Annotated in this window: 22 protein-coding genes and 1 pseudogene; 12 read left to right on the top strand and 11 right to left on the bottom strand. The window is 42.3% G+C overall.

Annotation, left to right across the window (positions count from 1 at the left end):
• Window positions 1-209 precede the first annotated feature (209 nt).
• Window positions 210-746 carry a gamma carbonic anhydrase family protein gene (locus GLP24_RS18905; RefSeq protein ID WP_232616404.1) on the top strand — a complete coding sequence of 179 codons (537 nt, stop codon included), beginning with the start codon at window positions 210-212 and terminating at the stop codon, window positions 744-746.
• A 21-nt stretch (window positions 747-767) separates the two neighbouring features.
• Here the strand turns inward: GLP24_RS18905 and GLP24_RS18900 are convergent, their stop codons facing one another.
• From GLP24_RS18900 to tsaC, 4 genes are all read right to left on the bottom strand, one after another.
• Window positions 768-1,034 (bottom strand): DUF1488 family protein, encoded by a 267-nt coding sequence (locus GLP24_RS18900; protein WP_232616403.1) that lies wholly within the window; start codon window positions 1,032-1,034, stop codon window positions 768-770.
• Between the two features lie 7 nt (window positions 1,035-1,041).
• Entirely contained in the window at window positions 1,042-1,863 is an 822-nt protein-coding gene (gene aroE, locus GLP24_RS18895) for a shikimate dehydrogenase (RefSeq protein WP_232616402.1), read from the bottom strand.
• Between the two features lie 80 nt (window positions 1,864-1,943).
• Complete coding sequence (hemF, locus tag GLP24_RS18890) at window positions 1,944-2,864, bottom strand: oxygen-dependent coproporphyrinogen oxidase (RefSeq protein WP_232600504.1); 921 nt, start codon at window positions 2,862-2,864, stop codon at window positions 1,944-1,946.
• A gap of 3 nt (window positions 2,865-2,867) precedes the next feature.
• Window positions 2,868-3,425 (bottom strand): L-threonylcarbamoyladenylate synthase type 1 TsaC, encoded by a 558-nt coding sequence (gene tsaC, locus GLP24_RS18885; RefSeq protein ID WP_232578227.1) that lies wholly within the window; start codon window positions 3,423-3,425, stop codon window positions 2,868-2,870.
• Between the two features lie 194 nt (window positions 3,426-3,619).
• Here tsaC and purE point away from each other — a divergent pair, with 194 nt between their 5' ends.
• Both purE and GLP24_RS18875 read left to right on the top strand, forming a co-directional pair.
• Window positions 3,620-4,108 carry a 5-(carboxyamino)imidazole ribonucleotide mutase gene (purE, locus tag GLP24_RS18880; RefSeq protein WP_045037180.1) on the top strand — a complete coding sequence of 163 codons (489 nt, stop codon included), beginning with the start codon at window positions 3,620-3,622 and terminating at the stop codon, window positions 4,106-4,108.
• Window positions 4,108-5,226: a 5-(carboxyamino)imidazole ribonucleotide synthase gene (locus GLP24_RS18875; protein WP_232616401.1), complete on the top strand. Its 1,119-nt coding sequence runs from the start codon at window positions 4,108-4,110 to the stop codon at window positions 5,224-5,226. Before purE ends, GLP24_RS18875 begins: the two co-directional genes overlap by 1 nt.
• A gap of 62 nt (window positions 5,227-5,288) precedes the next feature.
• Here the strand turns inward: GLP24_RS18875 and GLP24_RS18870 are convergent, their stop codons facing one another.
• The 4 genes from GLP24_RS18870 to GLP24_RS18855 are packed head-to-tail and all read right to left on the bottom strand — an operon-like array spanning window position 5,289 to window position 8,504.
• Entirely contained in the window at window positions 5,289-5,849 is a 561-nt protein-coding gene (locus GLP24_RS18870) for a DNA topoisomerase family protein (RefSeq protein WP_232616400.1), read from the bottom strand.
• A 2-nt stretch (window positions 5,850-5,851) separates the two neighbouring features.
• Window positions 5,852-6,325 carry a DUF494 family protein gene (locus GLP24_RS18865; protein ID WP_101769669.1) on the bottom strand — a complete coding sequence of 158 codons (474 nt, stop codon included), beginning with the start codon at window positions 6,323-6,325 and terminating at the stop codon, window positions 5,852-5,854.
• Between the two features lie 2 nt (window positions 6,326-6,327).
• Complete coding sequence (gene dprA, locus GLP24_RS18860) at window positions 6,328-7,428, bottom strand: DNA-processing protein DprA (RefSeq protein ID WP_101769670.1); 1,101 nt, start codon at window positions 7,426-7,428, stop codon at window positions 6,328-6,330.
• A gap of 5 nt (window positions 7,429-7,433) precedes the next feature.
• Window positions 7,434-8,504, bottom strand: a complete 1,071-nt coding sequence (locus tag GLP24_RS18855) for a LysM peptidoglycan-binding domain-containing protein (RefSeq protein ID WP_101769671.1) — start codon at window positions 8,502-8,504, stop codon at window positions 7,434-7,436.
• A gap of 348 nt (window positions 8,505-8,852) precedes the next feature.
• On the opposite strand from GLP24_RS18855, the gene def reads away from it, so the two are divergent.
• The 5 genes and pseudogenes from def (at window position 8,853) to GLP24_RS18830 (ending at window position 14,641) form a co-directional block, all read left to right on the top strand.
• Window positions 8,853-9,353 (top strand): peptide deformylase, encoded by a 501-nt coding sequence (gene def, locus GLP24_RS18850; RefSeq protein ID WP_101769672.1) that lies wholly within the window; start codon window positions 8,853-8,855, stop codon window positions 9,351-9,353.
• A 24-nt stretch (window positions 9,354-9,377) separates the two neighbouring features.
• A complete protein-coding gene (gene fmt / locus GLP24_RS18845) occupies window positions 9,378-10,322 on the top strand; it encodes a methionyl-tRNA formyltransferase (RefSeq protein WP_232614983.1) in 945 nt (314 codons plus the stop codon).
• A gap of 82 nt (window positions 10,323-10,404) precedes the next feature.
• Window positions 10,405-11,688 (top strand): annotated as a pseudogene (gene rsmB, locus GLP24_RS18840) (16S rRNA (cytosine(967)-C(5))-methyltransferase RsmB); the annotation flags it as partial.
• 124 nt (window positions 11,689-11,812) lie between these two features.
• Window positions 11,813-13,189 carry a Trk system potassium transporter TrkA gene (gene trkA / locus GLP24_RS18835; protein WP_101769675.1) on the top strand — a complete coding sequence of 459 codons (1,377 nt, stop codon included), beginning with the start codon at window positions 11,813-11,815 and terminating at the stop codon, window positions 13,187-13,189.
• Between the two features lie 6 nt (window positions 13,190-13,195).
• On the top strand, window positions 13,196-14,641 hold the full coding sequence (locus GLP24_RS18830) for a TrkH family potassium uptake protein (RefSeq protein WP_101769676.1): 1,446 nt from the start codon (window positions 13,196-13,198) through the stop codon (window positions 14,639-14,641).
• Window positions 14,642-14,718: 77 nt separating this feature from the next.
• Here GLP24_RS18830 and trhA read toward each other — a convergent pair whose 3' ends face one another.
• Both trhA and GLP24_RS18820 read right to left on the bottom strand, forming a co-directional pair.
• Window positions 14,719-15,378: a PAQR family membrane homeostasis protein TrhA gene (trhA, locus tag GLP24_RS18825; protein WP_101769677.1), complete on the bottom strand. Its 660-nt coding sequence runs from the start codon at window positions 15,376-15,378 to the stop codon at window positions 14,719-14,721.
• A 157-nt stretch (window positions 15,379-15,535) separates the two neighbouring features.
• The gene (locus GLP24_RS18820) at window positions 15,536-16,213 is read right to left on the bottom strand and encodes a FadR/GntR family transcriptional regulator (protein ID WP_101769678.1); all 678 of its coding nucleotides are present in this window, start codon (window positions 16,211-16,213) and stop codon (window positions 15,536-15,538) included.
• Window positions 16,214-16,550: 337 nt separating this feature from the next.
• Between GLP24_RS18820 and GLP24_RS18815 the strand changes: the two genes are divergently transcribed.
• The 4 genes from GLP24_RS18815 (at window position 16,551) to GLP24_RS18800 (ending at window position 19,008) form a co-directional block, all read left to right on the top strand.
• Complete coding sequence (locus GLP24_RS18815) at window positions 16,551-16,751, top strand: hypothetical protein (protein WP_232616399.1); 201 nt, start codon at window positions 16,551-16,553, stop codon at window positions 16,749-16,751.
• A gap of 157 nt (window positions 16,752-16,908) precedes the next feature.
• Window positions 16,909-17,175, top strand: a complete 267-nt coding sequence (locus tag GLP24_RS18810; RefSeq protein ID WP_080159077.1) for a YihD family protein — start codon at window positions 16,909-16,911, stop codon at window positions 17,173-17,175.
• Between the two features lie 166 nt (window positions 17,176-17,341).
• On the top strand, window positions 17,342-18,328 hold the full coding sequence (locus tag GLP24_RS18805; RefSeq protein WP_152654193.1) for a serine/threonine protein kinase: 987 nt from the start codon (window positions 17,342-17,344) through the stop codon (window positions 18,326-18,328).
• A 77-nt stretch (window positions 18,329-18,405) separates the two neighbouring features.
• Window positions 18,406-19,008, top strand: a complete 603-nt coding sequence (locus GLP24_RS18800; RefSeq protein ID WP_101769681.1) for a thiol:disulfide interchange protein DsbA/DsbL — start codon at window positions 18,406-18,408, stop codon at window positions 19,006-19,008.
• A 65-nt stretch (window positions 19,009-19,073) separates the two neighbouring features.
• On the opposite strand, the gene GLP24_RS18795 is transcribed toward GLP24_RS18800, so the two are convergent.
• On the bottom strand, window positions 19,074-19,753 hold a 680-nt coding region (locus GLP24_RS18795), incomplete at its 5' end, for an ATP-binding protein (protein WP_232578217.1).

Raw genomic sequence — 19,753 nt, 5'->3', positions numbered from 1 at the left:
TACTGATTTCGTTGCTAGCCAATGACTTGCTCCGTGTCAGTGAGGTCGTAGTATAGAGAGTTCGATCACATTAGCAAGGGCTAAATTGCAATAAATTTGTCATATTTGCCCGAATGTCCAAATAACGATCAACCCCTAATTTTTTGGTTGTTAATCACACGAAAGTTTCGTTATGGTGGAAGAATAACTTCGTTCAGATAAGCCTTCTTATGTCCTTCCTTCTTCGCCATTATCAAAATCACACGCCGCAGCTTGCCGATAATGTCTATATAGATACTACAGCGGTCGTTATCGGTAAGGTTAACATCGGAACAGACAGTAGTTTGTGGCCTTTGGTTGTTGCTCGTGGGGATGTTAATCACATTCATATTGGCCAGCGCAGTAATATTCAAGATGGTTCAATACTTCACGTTAGTCGAGTTAGCACTACAAACCCTGATGGATATCCACTTATTATCGGTAATGATGTAACTGTGGGTCATAAAGTGATGTTACATGGCTGCAAGATTGAAGATCGTGTCTTAATCGGTATGGGAACTATTATTTTAGATGGGGCCATTATTGAGCATGATGTCATTATTGGAGCGGGCACTTTAGTACCGCCAAAAAAGCAGCTTTGTTCTGGCTTCCTTTATATAGGAAGCCCAGTTAAACAAATCCGCCCATTAACAGCGGTAGAGTTAATGTCATTAACCCAATCAGCAATTAATTATGTGCACTTAAAAGATGAATACCTTAACGAATGATTACATCTGATCACGGCGATACTATTCATTAACAATGATATCGCCATTATCATTAAAGTCTTCATTCTCAATCATTGCTTCGGCAATATCTTCAATATCAAATCGATATTCAATAAAAGTCGCAATAATATCTTCTGGCATCGATAGTGCTTGCTCACTTTGTTGTTGTAGCCATGATAATGGCAACCAGCAATTGATCAGTGCGCCACCTTGCTGGGCTGGAAAGTGAATCGCTTGCTGATCTGAGTGCCAAGTTTGAATATCAGCAAATAATATATTTTGGTTCATGTAATTTTTACTCTTGTAAAAGGCGTCTTAATTCACGTTGTACTTGTTTAGCGCCTGGGCGTAATCCTCGCCACAGCATAAAACTCTCGGCGGCTTGCCCAACTAACATTCCTAAACCATCAATCGTTTTAAGCGCATTTTGTTGTTGCGCCCATTGATTAAAGGCCGTAACACTGGAACCGTAGACCATATCATAGCAACAAGTCTGTTGACCGATAACAGATGTTGGCACGGCTGGAACATGACCACTCAAACTCGCTGAAGTTGAATTAATAACCACGTCAAAACTCTGCTCACCTAAAGCATCAAAAGATAACGCTTCAACATCACCATATTCAGCAAATAATGTGGCTAACTGTTGGGCTTTGGTCAAGGTGCGATTAGTTATAATGAGTGTCTGTGGCTGCTGGGCTAATAAAGGTAGAATCACCCCTCGTGCAGCGCCGCCAGCACCGATTAATAAAATACGTTTATCTTTCAGTGCGACCTGTTGGTGCAATAAATCTTGCACCAAGCCTTCACCATCCGTGTTATCACCTAATACACCACCATCATCTAAACTTTTTAGCGTGTTTACTGCGCCCGCTAATTGAGCCCTTTGCGTAAGTCGGGTCGCGTACTCAAAGGCTTGCTCTTTAAACGGCACCGTAATATTACAGCCTTTACCACCCTCGGCAAAAAAAGCATCCATTGCAGTCACAAAGCCATCGAGTGCCACTAACTGACTACAGTATTCCATCTTCTGGCTGGTTTGACGGGCAAAAAGGGTATGAATGAAAGGGGATTTACTGTGATTGATGGGATTGCCCACCACGATATATTTGTCCATAGTCCATTACTCAAATAAAAGGGCCGATATATCGACCCTACCACTGGATGAAATAACTGCCAAACATTGCTGCTGCCAATTTACCATTCTCGAGGGTGAAGATAATCACGACTCAAACGTGCTTCTGCGGCATCAGGATCGGGGTGATAACAATATTCCCAACGCGCTAAAGGTGGCATCGACATTAAGATCGATTCGGTACGACCGCCGCTTTGCAAACCAAACAGGGTACCGCGATCATACACTAAGTTAAATTCAACATAGCGCCCACGACGATAAAGCTGAAATTCACGCTCGCGCTCGCCATAAGGTAACCCATACCGTTGAGCAACAATCGGTACATAAGCATCAATAAAACCATTACCGACCGCTTGAGTATAAGCAAAGCTTTTTTCAAAACCCCATTGGTTGAGATCATCAAAAAACAGTCCACCGATACCGCGGGTTTCATCACGATGAGGTAAAAAGAAATATTTATCACACCATGCTTTGTGTTGTGGATAGACATCATCACCAAACGGCGCACAAATCGCTTTCGCGGTATCATGCCAATGCTGACAATCGTCATCAAACGGATAAAAAGGCGTTAAATCAAACCCACCACCAAACCACCATACAGGTGCTTCACCGTCTTTTTCTGCAATGAAAAAACGCACATTGGCATGGGATGTCGGCACATAAGGATTATGAGGATGAATCACTAATGATACCCCCATAGCTTCAAACCGTCGTCCAGCAAGTTCCGGACGATGCGCTGTCGCAGAAGCTGGCATCTCATCACCATAGACATGAGAGAAATTAACGCCGGCTTGTTCAAACACTGCACCATTACGTAATACGCGACTACGACCTCCGCCACCTTGCTCACGTTGCCATTGATCTTGTTCAAACTCAGCACCGTTATCTTGTTGTGCTAATGCCAGACAAATGGTGTTTTGTAATTGGAGCAGGAATGTTTTTACAGCGTTCTTATTAATATCTATCTGGTTACGATTAATCATTGATTACCCCTGACGGAAAATATTACCCGTTTGGGCATCACGAATTTCAGAAGGATTATTGCGTCCGCCCGTCTCACCATTCAATATTGCAGCTAGTTTATCCCCCAACTGTTGCTCTACATCTGCCACTGTACGCCCCGGCTCAAGTCCGGTTAAATTAGCGCTGGTTGAAGTTATTGGCTTACCGAATTCACGGCATAGTTGCTGAACTAACGGATGCGCGGTAACACGAACAGCAATGGTAGAAAACTGACCCGTTAAAAAAACAGGGATGTTGGCTTTGGTTGGCATTACCCAAGTGACAGGTCCTGGCCATGAGGCTAAAACCGTTTGCTTCTGTTGCGGTGTTAATTGGCTATCATCGATATACGGCAATAACTGCTCATAATCAGCAGCAATTAAGATCAAACCTTTTTCCATTGGGCGTTGTTTCAGTGCCAATAGTTTATTAACGGCCTGTTGATTATCAGGATCACAACCGACACCAAACACCGCTTCTGTTGGATAACCAATTACTTGACCTTGCTTTAGCGCTGTAACCACTTGCGTAATATTTGCCACAAATTCCCCTGTTTTGTATTCAGCTGATATTCTATTTTTAGTTATGGTAATCATCATACCGACACATACGGAACAACACCATTGAAGGTTAATCATAGCGTAACTTTCACTACGCAAACGTTTTCCTTTGAGTTAAATCACCGTATAATGGCGAAAATTACACTTTAGTTGTTCATTACCTATAGGAGATTGGAATGAAAGTTGGAATTATCATGGGATCAAAATCTGATTGGCCAACCATGCAACATGCAGCAGAAATGTTGAAGCGTTTTAATGTTGCTTACGAAACTAAAGTGGTTTCAGCTCACCGTACTCCTCATTTATTAGCGGAATACGCTGAAACAGCACGCAGTCGTGGCATCAATGTCATTATTGCTGGTGCTGGCGGGGCGGCACATTTACCCGGTATGACTGCCGCATTTACCAGTTTGCCCGTCCTTGGCGTTCCTATTCAATCTCGCGCTTTAAAAGGTATGGATTCATTATTATCGATTGTGCAAATGCCTAAAGGTATTGCTGTAGGGACACTCGCGATTGGTGAAGCGGGTGCCGCTAATGCTGGTTTATTAGCAGCTCAAATCATTGCGACACATAACCCAGAAGTTTTAGCCGCAGTAGAAGCGTTCCGTCAACAACAAACAGATACCGTACTTGATAACCCAAATCCGGCTGAGGACGCATAATGAATCAAGTATTGGTCCTTGGCGCTGGGCAACTGGCACGAATGATGGCGTTAGCCGGAGCACCACTGAATATTGATGTCATCGCCTATGATGTTGTCAGCACTAATGTTGTACACCCTCTCACTCAACAGTGCCAATCACTCTCACTGATTGAAGCAATTGCTGCTGTCGATGTGATCACCGCTGAGTTTGAACATATACCCACAGATATTTTATCGCTCTGCGCCGCGAGTGGTAAATTTAAGCCTCACCCAAAAGCCATAAAAGCCGGCGGCGATCGTCGTATCGAAAAAACCTTATTGGATCTCGCGAAAGTTGCTAATGCACCGCACCATATCATTAATACTCGCACCGATTTAGACGCAGCAATCACCACGCTGGGCCTACCGATGGTATTAAAAACAGCGCTCGGTGGTTATGACGGTAAAGGTCAATGGCGCTTAAAAACCCGCGATCAAATTGAATCAGTATGGGCCGAAATGGCGCACTGCATTGCTGCGACTAATAACCAAGCGATTGTGGCAGAAAAATTTATTGGTTTTGATCGTGAAGTGTCTTTAATTGGTGTCCGTAATGCCAATGGTGATGTTAAAACCTATACCCTCAGTGAAAATGTACACACTGACGGCGTACTCAGCCTATCAACAGCCATTGTTGGCGATACCATTCTGCAACAACAAGCACAGCAGATGTTTACCGCCGTTGCTGAACAACTCAATTATATAGGTGTACTGGCACTGGAGTTTTTTGAAGTGAATGGTGCGTTATTAGTCAATGAAATAGCACCTCGCGTTCATAATTCAGGCCATTGGACTCAGCAAGGAGCGGAAACCTGTCAATTTGAGAACCATCTGCGCGCAGTATGTGATTTACCACTGGGTGGTACTGCACTCATTCGTCCGAGTGCGATGATTAATATTTTAGGTCAAGATAGTGTGCCACTGGCTGTATTGGCATTAGAAAGTTGCCACGTACATTGGTACGGCAAAGAAAAACGAGCGGGACGTAAAATGGGGCATATCAATGTTTGCGCGGCCACTCCAGAACAACTGCAATATCAATTAATGTTGTTAGGTCAAATATTATCGAAACAATATTTCCCGACATTACCACGCTAAACACCACTCACAAAAAAGCCTGCATCGTAATGCAGGCTTATTAATGTTATTCAATATAGTCACTATTTTTCAGCATTCTGATAAGCATTACACTTACGATCAGCACATTGTAATTTAATACCACTGACTAATTTTTTTTCTATCAACAGCCCAAAACCACACTGCTGACACACACCAACAACCGGCTGATTGTTGACAGCAAAGCGGCATTGCGGATATTTATCACACGCATAAAACAGTTTGCCATAGCGTGATTTACGCTCGACTAAATGACCCCGATGACACTCAGGACAATCAATATGGGTTTGTTGCGGTTTTTTTTCTGGTGATGCAAGGTAATGGCACTCAGGGTATGCCGAACACCCAATGAACATGCCATAACGACCTTGGCGTAATACCAACGGTTGCGCACATTCTGGGCAGGGCATATCTAACTGTTTAACAATATGACCATCATTTTGTTTTAGTGGCTGAATATAATCACACTCAGGGTAATGATCGCAGCCTAAAAATGGACCATGTTTACCAAACCGCATCACTAAATCAGCCTCACATTGCGGGCATGATTGATGCTGTAATGCTTGTTCATGGGCAGAAAATAATGAATCATGATGAGTTGTCATTATTAATGTAGACCTCCATCTTCTGCGCCATATAATAATTCTTCTACTTTATCATATGCAGCTTCGTTTCCTGGGGCGTTAAATAACACCATCAGAATAATCCACTTTAGATCATCAAGTACAAACTCTTGAGTATCGAGTTCCATCACCCGATCAATCACCATTTCACGAGTATCAGTATTTAATACATCGATTTGCTCAAGATAAAGTAAAAAACCACGACAAGCCGTATCCATCCGCAACATTTCATCAGCGGTATAGATGCGCATCGATGTTATCGCACTGTGGTTAACATACGGTGTATTTTCTGTTTCTTGTAAAGCCGCCAGTTTTTCAAGCCACTCTAATGACTTGTAAATATCATCCTGATGAAAACCTGCACGCAAAAGCTCTTCAGAGAGCTCTTCTTGATCCACTAACAGCTCGGCTTCGCTTTGAATGTAGGTTTCAAATAGATACATAAGAATATCCATCATAACTAGCCCCTCCTCGTTCTGATATAACCACCGGGCACTGCAGTCACCCAACCAGACAGTTCTAATTCTAATAATTGCGGTAAAATTTGGTGGATGGGTTGTTTACAGCGTTCAGCAACGACATCTACGGGTGTTGCCTCGGTGCCTACGTTAGCCAACAGAGCGGGAAATGGCAATTCTTCATTTTCCTTCATTACTAAAGGCACGCCTATTTGATTGTTTATTGCACATTCTGTCAGGCTTCCTACCTCTTCATAAATATCAGCAGGACTTTCTACCAGTTTAGCACCGGATTTAATCAGCGCATTACAGCCACGACTGGCGGGATTATGAATCGAACCAGGCAACGCAAAAACCTCTCGTCCTTGCTCTAGAGCATAACGCGCAGTAATTAATGATCCACTTTTTTGCGCGGCCTCAATCACTAATACACCAGCAGATAAACCACTAATGATGCGATTACGCCGCGGAAAGTTTTGCGGTCGCGGTTGTTCTTGCGGCCAAAACTCTGACACTAATGCGCCCTGTTCAGCAATACTCGCAGCTAATGAACGATGTCGAGCCGGATAAACTTGATCCAGCCCAGAACCTAACACTGCAATGGTTAATCCACCGCCTTGCAATGCGCCTTGATGTGCTTGACCATCAATGCCCAATGCTAATCCACTTGTGACCACATAATTATTAGCCGCGAGAGCTTTTGAAAAATAAAACGCGGATTCGCGGCCATCAATCGATGCGGAACGACTACCAATAACGGCAATTTGAGGTGCGCCTAAACAAACCATATCGCCACGTACAAATAATATCGGTGGCGGTGAAGCGATCTGTTTTAACAAATGGGGATAATGCGGTGAATCGAGGGTCAATATATGTTGTTGCGGAGCGCGTTGCCATTGTAATGCCTGTTGGATCCGCGCTTGATTCGGATGATGTAAAGCCTGTATTTGTTTCGCCGTTAAACCACATTGTTGTAATTGTTCAGTCGTCATTACCACTAACTGTGATGGACTCGCATGAGAGAGTAAACGCTGAATACGACTGCCACCAAGAGAGGGAACAGCCGCAAGTTGTAACCATGCAATAAGCTCTGTTTCTGTCATAACCACTATAAGCGTGGTGCTTGAGCAACCACTCCAGGTTTAAAGGGTTGTTGATTATTAAGTACTACCGCCAAGCTGAAATATTCATAAGGACGTAGTACCATCGCTTGCGCTACTGCAACTGTTCCTAATTGAGTACTATCAGTTAACAACGTACTCGCTTGATAATGATATTGACCTTTTTTACCTTGAACTTGCGCGCCAGGCTTAAACAACTCAAACACTTGCCCAGCAATCATGCCATCAAGATGACCTCGGTCGAGCACAATCACATCGTAATTGGAAATATAACTATAACCACTAATTTGACCTAATACGGTCGCGGATAACGACGCTGGCGGAGTAGTTGGCGAAAATGACAGATCAGCTTGGCCATCAATGCCTAATAAAGGTAATAAAATATCATTTGGAATAATTTCCTGCTGAAAGTCATCAACTTTCAACTGGCTCATCGCACCATCACTTGCAATAACAGTGACATCTGCAATCTCTTTCAACGTTGAGATGGTGGCTTTAATCGCAGAGTTAGCGACTTTATCTTTACTATCATCACGATCAAAATCTTGCTCTAAACGATATACTCGCCACTGACTAGTCGGAACTAATGACTGATCAGCCCACAACACATCACCAACAGACAGATAACCACGCTCTTCACTGGTACCCATAATTTGCGGTTGGGTTGGAAGAGCTTCAGCACTGATCAACTTATCTTGAGCCACATATGCCAACATTAAATAACCAGGTAATGAAGTAATAGGCTGACGAACAACCCGCATTTGAGGGGATAATTTGAGGTATTTTTTAAGACTTAACTGCGGTTTACCATTCACCCAAATAAGATGTAATCGATCACCTGGATAAATTAAATGCGGATTTTTTATATAACTGTTTTTTTGCCATAACTGTGGCCATGACCATGGATTATCTAGAAATACGGCCGAAATATCCCATAACGTATCCCCTTTTTTAACCACATAAATTTCAGGATGACTATTTTTTAGCTGTGGCTGCGATGCGGCAAACAACGACGGCATAAAAAGAATAAAACTAACGATAATAACCCATTGCTTCATGTGATCCGTTCCTTCGATTACACAAATAGCTACCTAGCGATAATAAAATAATCACTCATATTGGCAGAGGTTGGCATTAGCCATTTGATATGTCGACTGTTTAACTATCACTACCCAACGCTTTTCGGCTTATATCACGATTTAATAATCACTGTTACATCGAAGACGCTTTAACTTTGCGAACAACTAACATTAATTTTTTAGCGAAAAGAGGTCTTCATTTCGTTACTCTAATTTCGGTTAACCACCACCACTCGCATTAGGTACTGTTCTTTGAGAGCTAAAATGACTAGAATTAGACCAACAACGCTGTATCTTTCTAGTAACCGTTAACGAATTCGAGCCCTTATGTCGCTATTGCCAGTTTTAATCTTTCCAGATGACCGTCTACGTACTGTAGCCAAGCCCGTTGCGGCGATTACGCCACAAATTCAGCAGATCATTGATGACATGCTTGAAACCATGTATGAAGAAGAAGGTATCGGCCTTGCGGCAACTCAAGTCGATATTCATCAACAAATTGTGGTTATTGATGTTTCTGAGCAACGCGATCAACCAATGGTGCTAATCAACCCAGAGATCACAGCTGCCCATGGCGATGATGGTATTGAGGAAGGTTGTCTTTCCGTACCGAGTGCTCGTGGTTTTGTACCACGTGCAGCAACAATTACTGTTTCAGCATTAGACCGCAATGGTAACAAGATCACCTTTGACGCAGATGACCTACTAGCCATCTGTATTCAACACGAATTAGATCACCTTGCCGGTAAACTGTTTGTTGATTACTTATCGCCACTGAAACGCCAACGCATTAAAAGCAAATTAGAAAAACTAAAGCGTTCACTCTAACAACATCCACCATTCGAGGTTATCTTGAGTAAACCATTACGTATTATTTTTGCAGGTACGCCTGACTTCGCCGCCCGTCATTTGGCGGCGTTATTGTCTTCACAGCATCAAGTTGTTGCAGTTTATACCCAGCCCGATCGCCCAGCAGGTCGCGGCAAAAAACTCACCGCAAGCCCGGTCAAAAATATCGCTGTCGAACACGATATTCCGGTATTTCAACCCGCCTCGTTGCGTAACCTTGAAGCTCAACAACAACTAGCCACTATTGATGCAGATATCATGGTTGTTGTGGCTTACGGTTTATTATTGCCTCAAGAAGCACTTGATACACCACCACTCGGTTGTATTAATGTTCACGGTTCAATTTTGCCACGTTGGCGTGGTGCGGCACCCATTCAACGTTCAATTTGGGCGGGTGATAAAGAAACTGGCGTCACTATCATGCAAATGGATATCGGCCTTGATACAGGTGACATGTTACACGTCACTACTTTACCGATCACGGCTACTGATACTAGTGCAACCATGTATGACAAACTGGCAGATCTTGGTCCTGACGCATTGATTAATTGCTTAACCGATATTGCGAATGGCACTGCGGTTGCGACCAAACAAGATGACGCCCAAGCAAACTACGCTAAGAAATTAACCAAAGAAGAAGCCCAAATTGATTGGACCATGGACGCAACAGCCATTGAGCGTTGTGTACGTGCTTTCAATCCATGGCCAATGAGTCACTTCACTGTTGCTGAGCAAACAATCAAAGTATGGCAAACCAGCGTTGAAGATGACAATCAAGGCCAATTACCGGGTACGATTTTAGCGGCGGATAAACACGGTATCGTGGTCGCAACAGCACAGGGTGCATTGCGTCTATTGTCACTGCAACCGCCAGGTAAAAAAGCCATGTCAGTCGCGGACTTATTAAACTCGCGCCGAGAATGGTTCCAAGTTGGTACTCAACTTTAAACATCAAGGCCAGGGTTAAGTCTCTGGCTTTTCTTTTTCAGATTAACCACGTAGCGCCAGCACCAACAGCGCTCAGGAAACAGCTATGAATGTAAGAGCCGCAGCGGCCAAAGTAATTTATCAGGTCGTCGATCAAGGGCAGTCATTGTCTGCCGCGCTACCGTTAGCGCAGCAAGATATCAAAGAACGCGATCACGCTTTATTGCAGGAAATCTGCTATGGCGTATTACGCTGGCTACCTCGATTAGAGTCAATTACGAACGCATTAATGGATAAGCCTCTAAAAGGTAAACAACGGGTTTTCCATCATCTAATTTTAGTTGGCTTATATCAACTAGGTTATATGCGCATTCCTGCTCATGCTGCGGTTGCTGAAACTGTTGATGCCACTAAAACCCTTAAAAAAACCCAGTTGCGTGGTTTAATTAATGCTGTTTTACGTAGCTACCAACGCCAAAAAGACGCACTTGATGAGCAAGCGGTAAGTCATGACGCGGGTAAATATGGTCATCCAAGCTGGTTATTGAAATTACTTAAAGCGAGCTACCCTGATGACTACGCCGCCATCTGTGAAGCCAATAACACCAAAGCACCAATGTGGTTACGGGTAAACAGTCAACATCATGATCGTGACACTTACCGCGTATTATTAGATGCGGAAGGTATTGCCACTGAATTACACCCACAAGCGGCAGATGCATTACGCTTAATTTCACCGTGCGATGTCACTAAACTACCGGGCTTTAGCGATGGTTGGGTATCAGTCCAAGATGCGGCGGCGCAACTTGCGGTTGATTATCTACAACCTCAAGCGGGTGAGTTAATTCTTGATTGTTGTGCTGCCCCCGGTGGTAAAACGGTTCATATCATGGAGCGCGTACCCTCGGCACAAGTAGTTGCGATTGACTGTGACGAGAATCGTCTTAAACGTGTGCATGAAAACCTTGAGCGTTTAAACCTAACCGCCCAAGTATTATGTGCTGATGCGCGCTACCCTGAACAATGGTGGCATGGAGAAAAATTTGATCGCATTTTGCTTGATGCACCCTGCTCGGCAACAGGGGTTATTCGTCGTCACCCTGATATTAAGTGGTTACGTCGCGGCGAAGATATCGCGGCGCTGGCATTACTACAGGCTGAGATTTTTGATGCAATGTGGTTACAATTAAAACCTGGCGGTACCTTAGTTTATGCAACTTGCTCAATCACACCTCAAGAAAACTGTGATCAAGTAAAAGCATTCTTAAGCCGTACTGTTGACGCAACCTTAATCGATAGCGATCCTGCATCTCCCGGCCGTCAAATTTTACCCGGTGAAGAAGCGATGGATGGTTTTTACTATGCAGTATTAACCAAAGCAAACTAAGATAAATTACTAACGATAGCGGAACTTGACGTCAAGTTCCGCTTTTTAGTCTCTTTTATGCGCCACTTACTGTCGATTTATGACACAGTGACTGTTAGTTGGCATTACTCATCAGGCATAGGCTATGAAAATCATCATTCTCGGTGCTGGACAAGTTGGCGGCACTCTTGCTGAAAATCTTGTTGGCGAGAATAACGATATAACCATCGTTGATAAGAACCCAGAACGTCTTCGTGAACTGCAAGATAAATATGACCTTCGAGTTGTACAAGGCTTTGCGAGCCACCCGCAAACACTTCGTGATGCTGGTGCTCAAGATGCTGATATGTTAGTTGCAGTCACCAATTCAGACGAAACTAACATGATCGCGTGCCAGATCGCGTTCTCATTATTTAACACCCCTAACCGTGTGGCTCGTATTCGATCTCCTGAATACTTACGAGAAAAAGAGCAGTTATTTCAATCTGATGCAGTTCCGGTTGATCACTTAATTGCCCCAGAAGAATTGGTTACCGATTACATTGAACGTTTAATCGAATACCCAGGCGCATTACAAGTGGTGAGCTTTGCTGAAGAAAAAGTCGGCTTAGTGGCAGTAAAAGCATATTACGGTGGCCCACTGGTGGGTAACGCATTATCAGCCCTACGAGAACACATGCCACACATTGATACCCGTGTTGCAGCAATATTCCGTCAAGGTCAACCGATTCGCCCCCAAGGTACCACTATTATAGAAGCGGACGATGAAGTGTTCTTTGTCGCAGCAAGTAACCATATTCGTTCGGTAATGAGTGAATTGCAGCGATTAGAAAAACCATATAAACGATTAATGATTGTTGGTGGTGGTAATGTTGGCGCAGGCTTAGCTCGTCGCTTAGAACAAAACTACAGTGTTAAATTAATCGAACACAATCAACAACGTGCTGAAAATTTATCTGAAATGCTGCAAGATACTATCGTCTTTTGTGGTGATGCTTCCGATCAAGAATTACTCAGCGAAGAACATATCGAACAAATTGATGTGTTTATTGCGGTTACCAATGATGATGAAGCCAATATCATGTCAGCAATGTTAGCTAAACGCTTAGGTGCGAAAAAGGTAATGGTGCTGATCCAACGGGGCGCATATGTCGATTTAGTGCAAGGTGGCACCATTGATATCGCAATTTCTCCGCAACAAGCGACCATTTCAGCGTTGTTAACCCATGTTCGTAAAGCTGATATCGTTAACGTATCATCATTACGTCGCGGTGCTGCTGAAGCGATTGAAGCGATTGCCCATGGTGATTCCAGCACATCTAAAGTTGTTGGCCGCACTATTAGTGAAATTAAACTTCCTCCAGGTGCCACCATTGGTGCTGTTGTACGAGGAGAAGAAGTGCTTATTGCGCACGATCGCACCATGATTGAGCAAAATGATCACGTCGTTATGTTCTTAGTTGATAAGAAATATATTCCAGACGTTGAACGTCTTTTCCAACCGAGCCCCTTCTTTCTGTAACTGCTTATGGTTAATTTACGTCCAATATTATTTGTACTCGGACTGGTGCTATCTAAAATAGCCCTGTTTATGTATGTACCCACTTTAGTTGCCTTTTTTACTGGCACCGAAGGTTTCATGGATTTTGCTGCAGCAGTGGTTATCACCCACTCAGTAGCATTTTTGTTACTTTCCTACGGTAAAACCGATGAGTTTAAGCTCAGTGTAAGGGACATGTTCCTGATCACCACCTTAGTGTGGACTGTTGCGAGTGCGTTTGCCGCGCTGCCATTTGTGTTTATTAATCACATCAGTTTTACTGATGCGTATTTTGAAACCATGTCAGGCATCACGACAACCGGCTCAACAGTATTAAGCGGTCTCGATCAAATGGCACCCAGTATTTTACTATGGCGCTCAACGTTGCAATGGTTGGGTGGGGTCGGATTTATTGTTATGGGGGTGGCTATTTTACCGATGCTTAATGTCGGCGGAATGCGATTATTCCAAACAGAATCATCAGATTGGTCAGATAAAAGCTCACCCCGCACTAAAAGTGTCGCTAAAAATATCATCAACGTTTATTTGATTTTAACGGTGTTATGTATCATCGCGTTTATGTTCGCAGGCATGAATACCTTTGATGCTATTAACCACGCTTTTACGACACTTTCAACGGGGGGTTATTCAACCTCTGACGGTTCAATGAATCACTTTTCACACAGCGCACAATGGGTAGCAACCTTCTTTATGTTTGCTGGTGGACTGCCATTCTTATTATTTGTCCAAGCATTAAGAAAGCGCCATCCTCGAACTTTGTTTGGTGATGCTCAAGTTAAGGGTTATACCTTATTTGTAGTAGTAGCGAGTTTAATTGTCGCGGCCTGTTTAATCTTTAATAAAGGTTATTCCGTCCTTGATGCAATGCGATTATCATTTTTTAATATCATTTCAGTAGTAACAACGACTGGCTTTGGTCTGGGCGACTTTACCGCGTGGGGTCCATTACCGACGATCATTTTTGCGTTCACATTACTGGTCGGTGCTTGTTCTGGGTCAACCAGTGGTGGTATTAAAATCTTCCGCTTCCAAATTGCCTTTGCGCTATTACGTAAGCACATCATGCAATCTATTCACCCATCAGCGCTGTTCATTCAACGTTATAACGGTCGCCCAGTTACCGATGACATCGTCCGTTCAGTGGTGGCATTAGTGTTTACTTTTATCATGACCATTATTGTGATTGCTTCAGTGTTAGCGCTACAAGGTTTAGATCCTATCACCAGTATTACTGGTGCGGTAACGGCAGTCGCTAATGTGGGTCCGGGAATGGGAACGATCATTGGTCCAACCGGTAATTTTGCTAGTTTACCTGATTTATCAAAATGGACTTTAAGCTTAGGAATGCTAATGGGACGCTTAGAAATATTAACCGTGTTAGTGGTTTTTGCTCCTGCTTTTTGGCGTGATTGATACCCAATTAACGTAAACGATAAAAACAAAAAGAGAGCGCGTAGCGCTCTCTTTTTTTATTTGATTTTTGTCACAATTTATAGCGGCTTAATATAAAAATAAATCGCACAAAAATGACAAATTGAACCACCTAAAACAAACAAATGCCAAATAGCATGGTTATACGGAATACGCTTATTGACGTAAAACACCACACCGAGCGAATAGATCACGCCACCCAATGCTAATAGAACTAAACCACCAGGTGCTAATGCCATTGCTAATTGGTAAACCACAATTACAGATGACCAACCCATCGCTAAATAAGTAAATAATGACAATTTTTTAAAACGATGAATAAAAACGATTTTAGCTACAATACCAATCAGAGCTAATCCCCATAGTATCGCCATTAATCCCAACGCCAAAGGTGTACGTAAAGCGATTAATAAAAAGGGGGTATAGGTGCCGGCAATTAATAAATAAATAGCACAATGATCAAAGATTTTTAATGACTTTTTAGCCGTCACACTTGGAATTGCATGGTATAAGGTTGAGGCGAGATACAATAAAATCATACTCACGCCATAAACAAAATAGCTGATAATACTTAGCGTATCCGCATGTAAAGCAAAGGCTTTATCTAACAACAAATACAGACCAAACACTGAAAATAGCAATCCAAGGCCGTGACTGACACTATTCGCGACTTCTTCTGTGGTTGAATAACCAAGCTCGCGTTTGATCACATTATTCATGATTTATATATCCCAAAAGACACTTAATTTAATAACTGCTATTTTTTCAGCTTACACTTGTAAGCTTAAATTAAGCAACCTTTTGTTGGTCAATTTACGTTGGTTTTATAATTGATAAAAAAAAGGAGCCATTTGGCTCCGTTGTGTCATTTATCAACTATTGTAATAACTCTAACGTTGCTTGACGGGCAACGTCTGGATCACGCTGTAAAATGCCATCTACAATCCGCTGATGAACATCAAGCTTCATCACTTGCTCACGGGTAACAACTCGAAAATAATTTTCAAACACCGCTTTGAACAAGTTTCCAAATGGACTAATAAAATGATTACCAGAAGAAAAATACACTAATTGATGGAAGCGAGTATCAATTTCAATCCAGCGCTCTTGATTAAAATCATCTTTCATCTGATGCATTTGCAACATTAATTGTTCGAACTCAAGCCGATCTTCTATTGTCGCATGTATAGCAGCCAAAGCGGCAGCTTCAGGTTCTAGCGTCAGACGTACTTTTTGATACTCGATAATCAGTTGAGAATCAGCATCAAAATCTAACCAAGCCAGTAAATCTTGATCAAGATAATTCCAATTTTTCTTTGGCATTATTCGAGTGCCAATACGTGGACGAGGCAATACCATGCCTTTAGCCGCTAACATCTTTATTGCTTCACGTACGGCAGTGCGACTCACGCCATACATTTCGCCTAACTCAACTTCACCCGGTAAAATACAGCCAGGAGCTGGATCGCCAATTAATATTCGGCGACCAATAGACTCTGCTAATCGGTACGATAAATTACGATTGGCAACAATACGTTGCTGCTCCTGCTCCATAGATCCTCTCCCAAGGCTTCTGTTGTACTACTAACTAACGTTAAAATAGTGTAATGCCTATCATTGCTGCCGTCTTTATTTCGATAGAGATCGAACGACACGGTGCATCAAGGGGTCAATTATTGCAATAGTTACTATATAAACAATGTAATAATTAAATATTAGCATTTTATTGCTTATTTTATGCTCGACTTTTAATAATCAGGTTGTTATCCTTTGCACGATTTGATTAATAACCAAACACTATTCTGGTGGATGGGTTCTACCCAACAGGGATTTTCCCTTCAGATATATTTTTAATTTTTTGGCCATGGATGAGCCTGACAATAGGTGATATATGCGCCCAGCATCCCCCGTCAGGTATGCAAGTACCCCTCGAAGTCCATCACGTTTACGTGCTAGCTCTCACGCACTACAGTTTAAGGTCAGTGTTAAAAAAACACCAACGACTGAAATACATTTAACCGGTGCAGATGCACAATTAGATCAGCAACAAATAGTGCCTGAACTTCTTCTCAGCCAACAGCAACAACGTTAGTCCTGATATTAAGCAGCTAAGGCTGCTTTTTTATTAACATTATTTTGGCTCGACACATACATTGTAACTCAGCAATGTTTGTTATAATTTATCCGCACTAAAATAATGATAATACAATCGTATAACGATTGATTCAGCCCAAGCTACGGAGTTAACAATGAAAACCCATCGCGTTAATGAACTGATTGAACTACTGCACCCCGAGTGGAAAAAAGACCCAGACCTTAACTTAGTCGAATTCTTACTAAAATTAGCTGCAGAAGCAAAATACCAAGGTCCACTAGAGTCATTAACTGATGATGTATTGATTTATCATTTAAAAATGCGCAATAGTGATAAAGATGCCATGATCCCCGGCCTTGCTAAAGATTGCGAAAACGATTTTAAAACAGCGATCTTACGTGCCCGCGGCATCATCAAATAATGACAAAATAATCGTTTTACCTTATTTATGAAGCCAGTTATTAATAACTGGCTTTTTTTTTGAGCGAAAATCATCCTTACGAATAATAGCGATCAGGTTTGATTTGTTTTAATTCCATTCGCGGTTAAGCTAAGTCTCTATTCCAAGCCAGATTCAGGATTCAGTCATGGAAAAACAATGTTTTAGTTTTGCAGATCTCAGCCCAGATGTACTGCTCGATGCACTGGATAGCGTCGAAGTACATGCTGAGTCCGGTTTATTGGCACTTAATAGCTATGAGAATCGCGTCTATCAATTTAAAGCGGAAGATGGTCAACGTTATGTGACTAAATTTTATCGTCCAGCCCGATGGAGTGATGACCAAATAAATGAAGAGCACCAGTTTACGCTTGAGCTTGAACAACAAGATATTCCGGTAGCCTCACCTATAGCGATCAATGGCAATACATTGCACCATTATAATGGCTATCGATTTGCGGTATTTCCAAGCGTCGGTGGTCGACAATTTGAAGTCGATAACTTTGATCAATTAGAGTGGGTAGGACGCTTTTTAGGCCGCATTCATCAAGTGGGTCAACGCCAACCATTTGTCCATCGCCCAACATTAGGCTTAGAAGAATACGTTTATCAGCCTCGAAAAATACTCGCCAATAGCGACTTCATTCCTGATTACCTTAAAAAAGCATTTTTTGCCGATCTTGATCGCTTAATCACTGAAATTGAATCACATTGGTCAACAGATTGGCCAGCTTTACGCCTTCATGGTGATTGCCATCCTGGCAATATTTTATGGCGTGATGGGCCGATGTTTGTCGATTTGGATGATGCTCGCAATGGTCCCGCAATCCAAGATTTATGGATGATGCTTAATGGTGAGCGTCATGATCAATTGGCACAACTCGATACTCTTCTCGAAGCTTATAATGAATTTGCTGATTTTGACCCACGCCAACTTAAATTAATTGAACCTTTACGTGCTCTAAGAATGGTGCACTATATGGCTTGGTTGGCAAAACGTTGGCAAGATCCAGCATTTCCACGCGCATTTCCGTGGTTTGGCGATGCAAAATATTGGGAAGGTCAGGTTTTAGCCTTTAAAGAACAAATTTTTACCTTAAATGAAGCACCATTACAGTTAATGCCTCAATGGTAATTGACTATAAAACAACACTATTAATCACTATACTCAGCTAATATCTAATTAACGACACGGATAATCAGGAACCCCAAATGATGAAGAACTTACTTGCGCTAGTCAGCGCTGCTTTATTGTCTTTTTCTGTTCACGCTGCCAAATTTACGGAAGGCGATTACTACAAGGTATTAGACCAACCACAATCAACAACACCTATTGTAACCGAATTTTTTTCACTGTACTGCCCACATTGTTTTCAATTTGAGCCGATGATGCATGAGTTAAAAACCAAACTGCCAGATAACGTTAAACTCCAAAAAATGCATGTGTCATTTATGGGCGGCCCTATGGGTAAAGTCATGAGTAAAGCATTTGCAACCGCAGTAGTATTAAATGTTACCGATAAAATGGTACCAGTATTATTTAACCGTATTCATACGCTTAATCAACCACCACGTAATGAAGCAGAAGTTCGTCAAATTTTCATAGATGAAGGTGTCCCTGCGGCAGAGTTTGATGGCGCATTTAATAGTTTTGCGGTTAACTCAATGGTGACTCGTTTTGATAAATCTTTTGAAGATGCTGGCTTAACGGGTGTTCCCGCGGTTATCGTCAATAATAAATACTTAGTAAAAACAGGAAAAATCAAATCTGCTGATGAATATTTTGAGTTAGTTAACTTCTTACTCAAGAAATAACATTACTCAATCAGCAATAATGACTATCAAAAAAAGAGGCTTTAATTAGCCTCTTTTTTATTGCTTTAAATTACCTGACAACTCAGTTGTTTCAATAACCGATCCATTGCTCGATACCCTAATGCTTCGGCTAAATGAACCCGCAGAATCTGATCCTGCTCGGCTAAATCAGCAATGGTGCGCGCGACCTTTATAATTCGGTGATAAGCACGCACTGATAATCCCAACTGGTGTAATGCATTTTCTAAAAACTCGGCATCTTTAAATGACAACGCGCAATATTTATCTAACTCCCGAGTAGAAAGTAACGCATTCACTTTTCCACAACGGGCTAACATGCGCTCACGAGCTTGATCAACCCGCGCCTTTATCACCGCACTTGATTCACCACGATCACCGCCAGTAGTTAACGTACCACGCGGCAAAGCGGGAATTTCTAACGACATATCAAACCGATCTAACAACGGGCCCGATAAACGACTTAAATACCGCAAAATTGCCTGTGGATTCGTCCGTGACTGATTACCTTCGTAGTAACCTGTTGGGCTTGGATTTAGTGCACCTATTAATTGAAAACGAGCGGGAAAAGTAGTTTTTGCGGTAGCGCGTGAAATTACAATTTGCCCTGACTCTAACGGCTCTCGCAGAGAATCTAGCACCTTACGTTCAAATTCAGGCATCTCATCTAAAAATAACAGTCCATTGTGCGCGAGTGATATTTCACCCGGCTTTGGTACAGATCCTC

Origin of the sequence: Photobacterium carnosum (assembly GCF_021236965.1) — a bacterium.
GTDB classification, from domain to species: domain Bacteria; phylum Pseudomonadota; class Gammaproteobacteria; order Enterobacterales; family Vibrionaceae; genus Photobacterium; species Photobacterium carnosum.
Note: the sequence above shows the minus strand (reverse complement) of the source record. Positions and strands in the feature narration are given on the sequence as shown.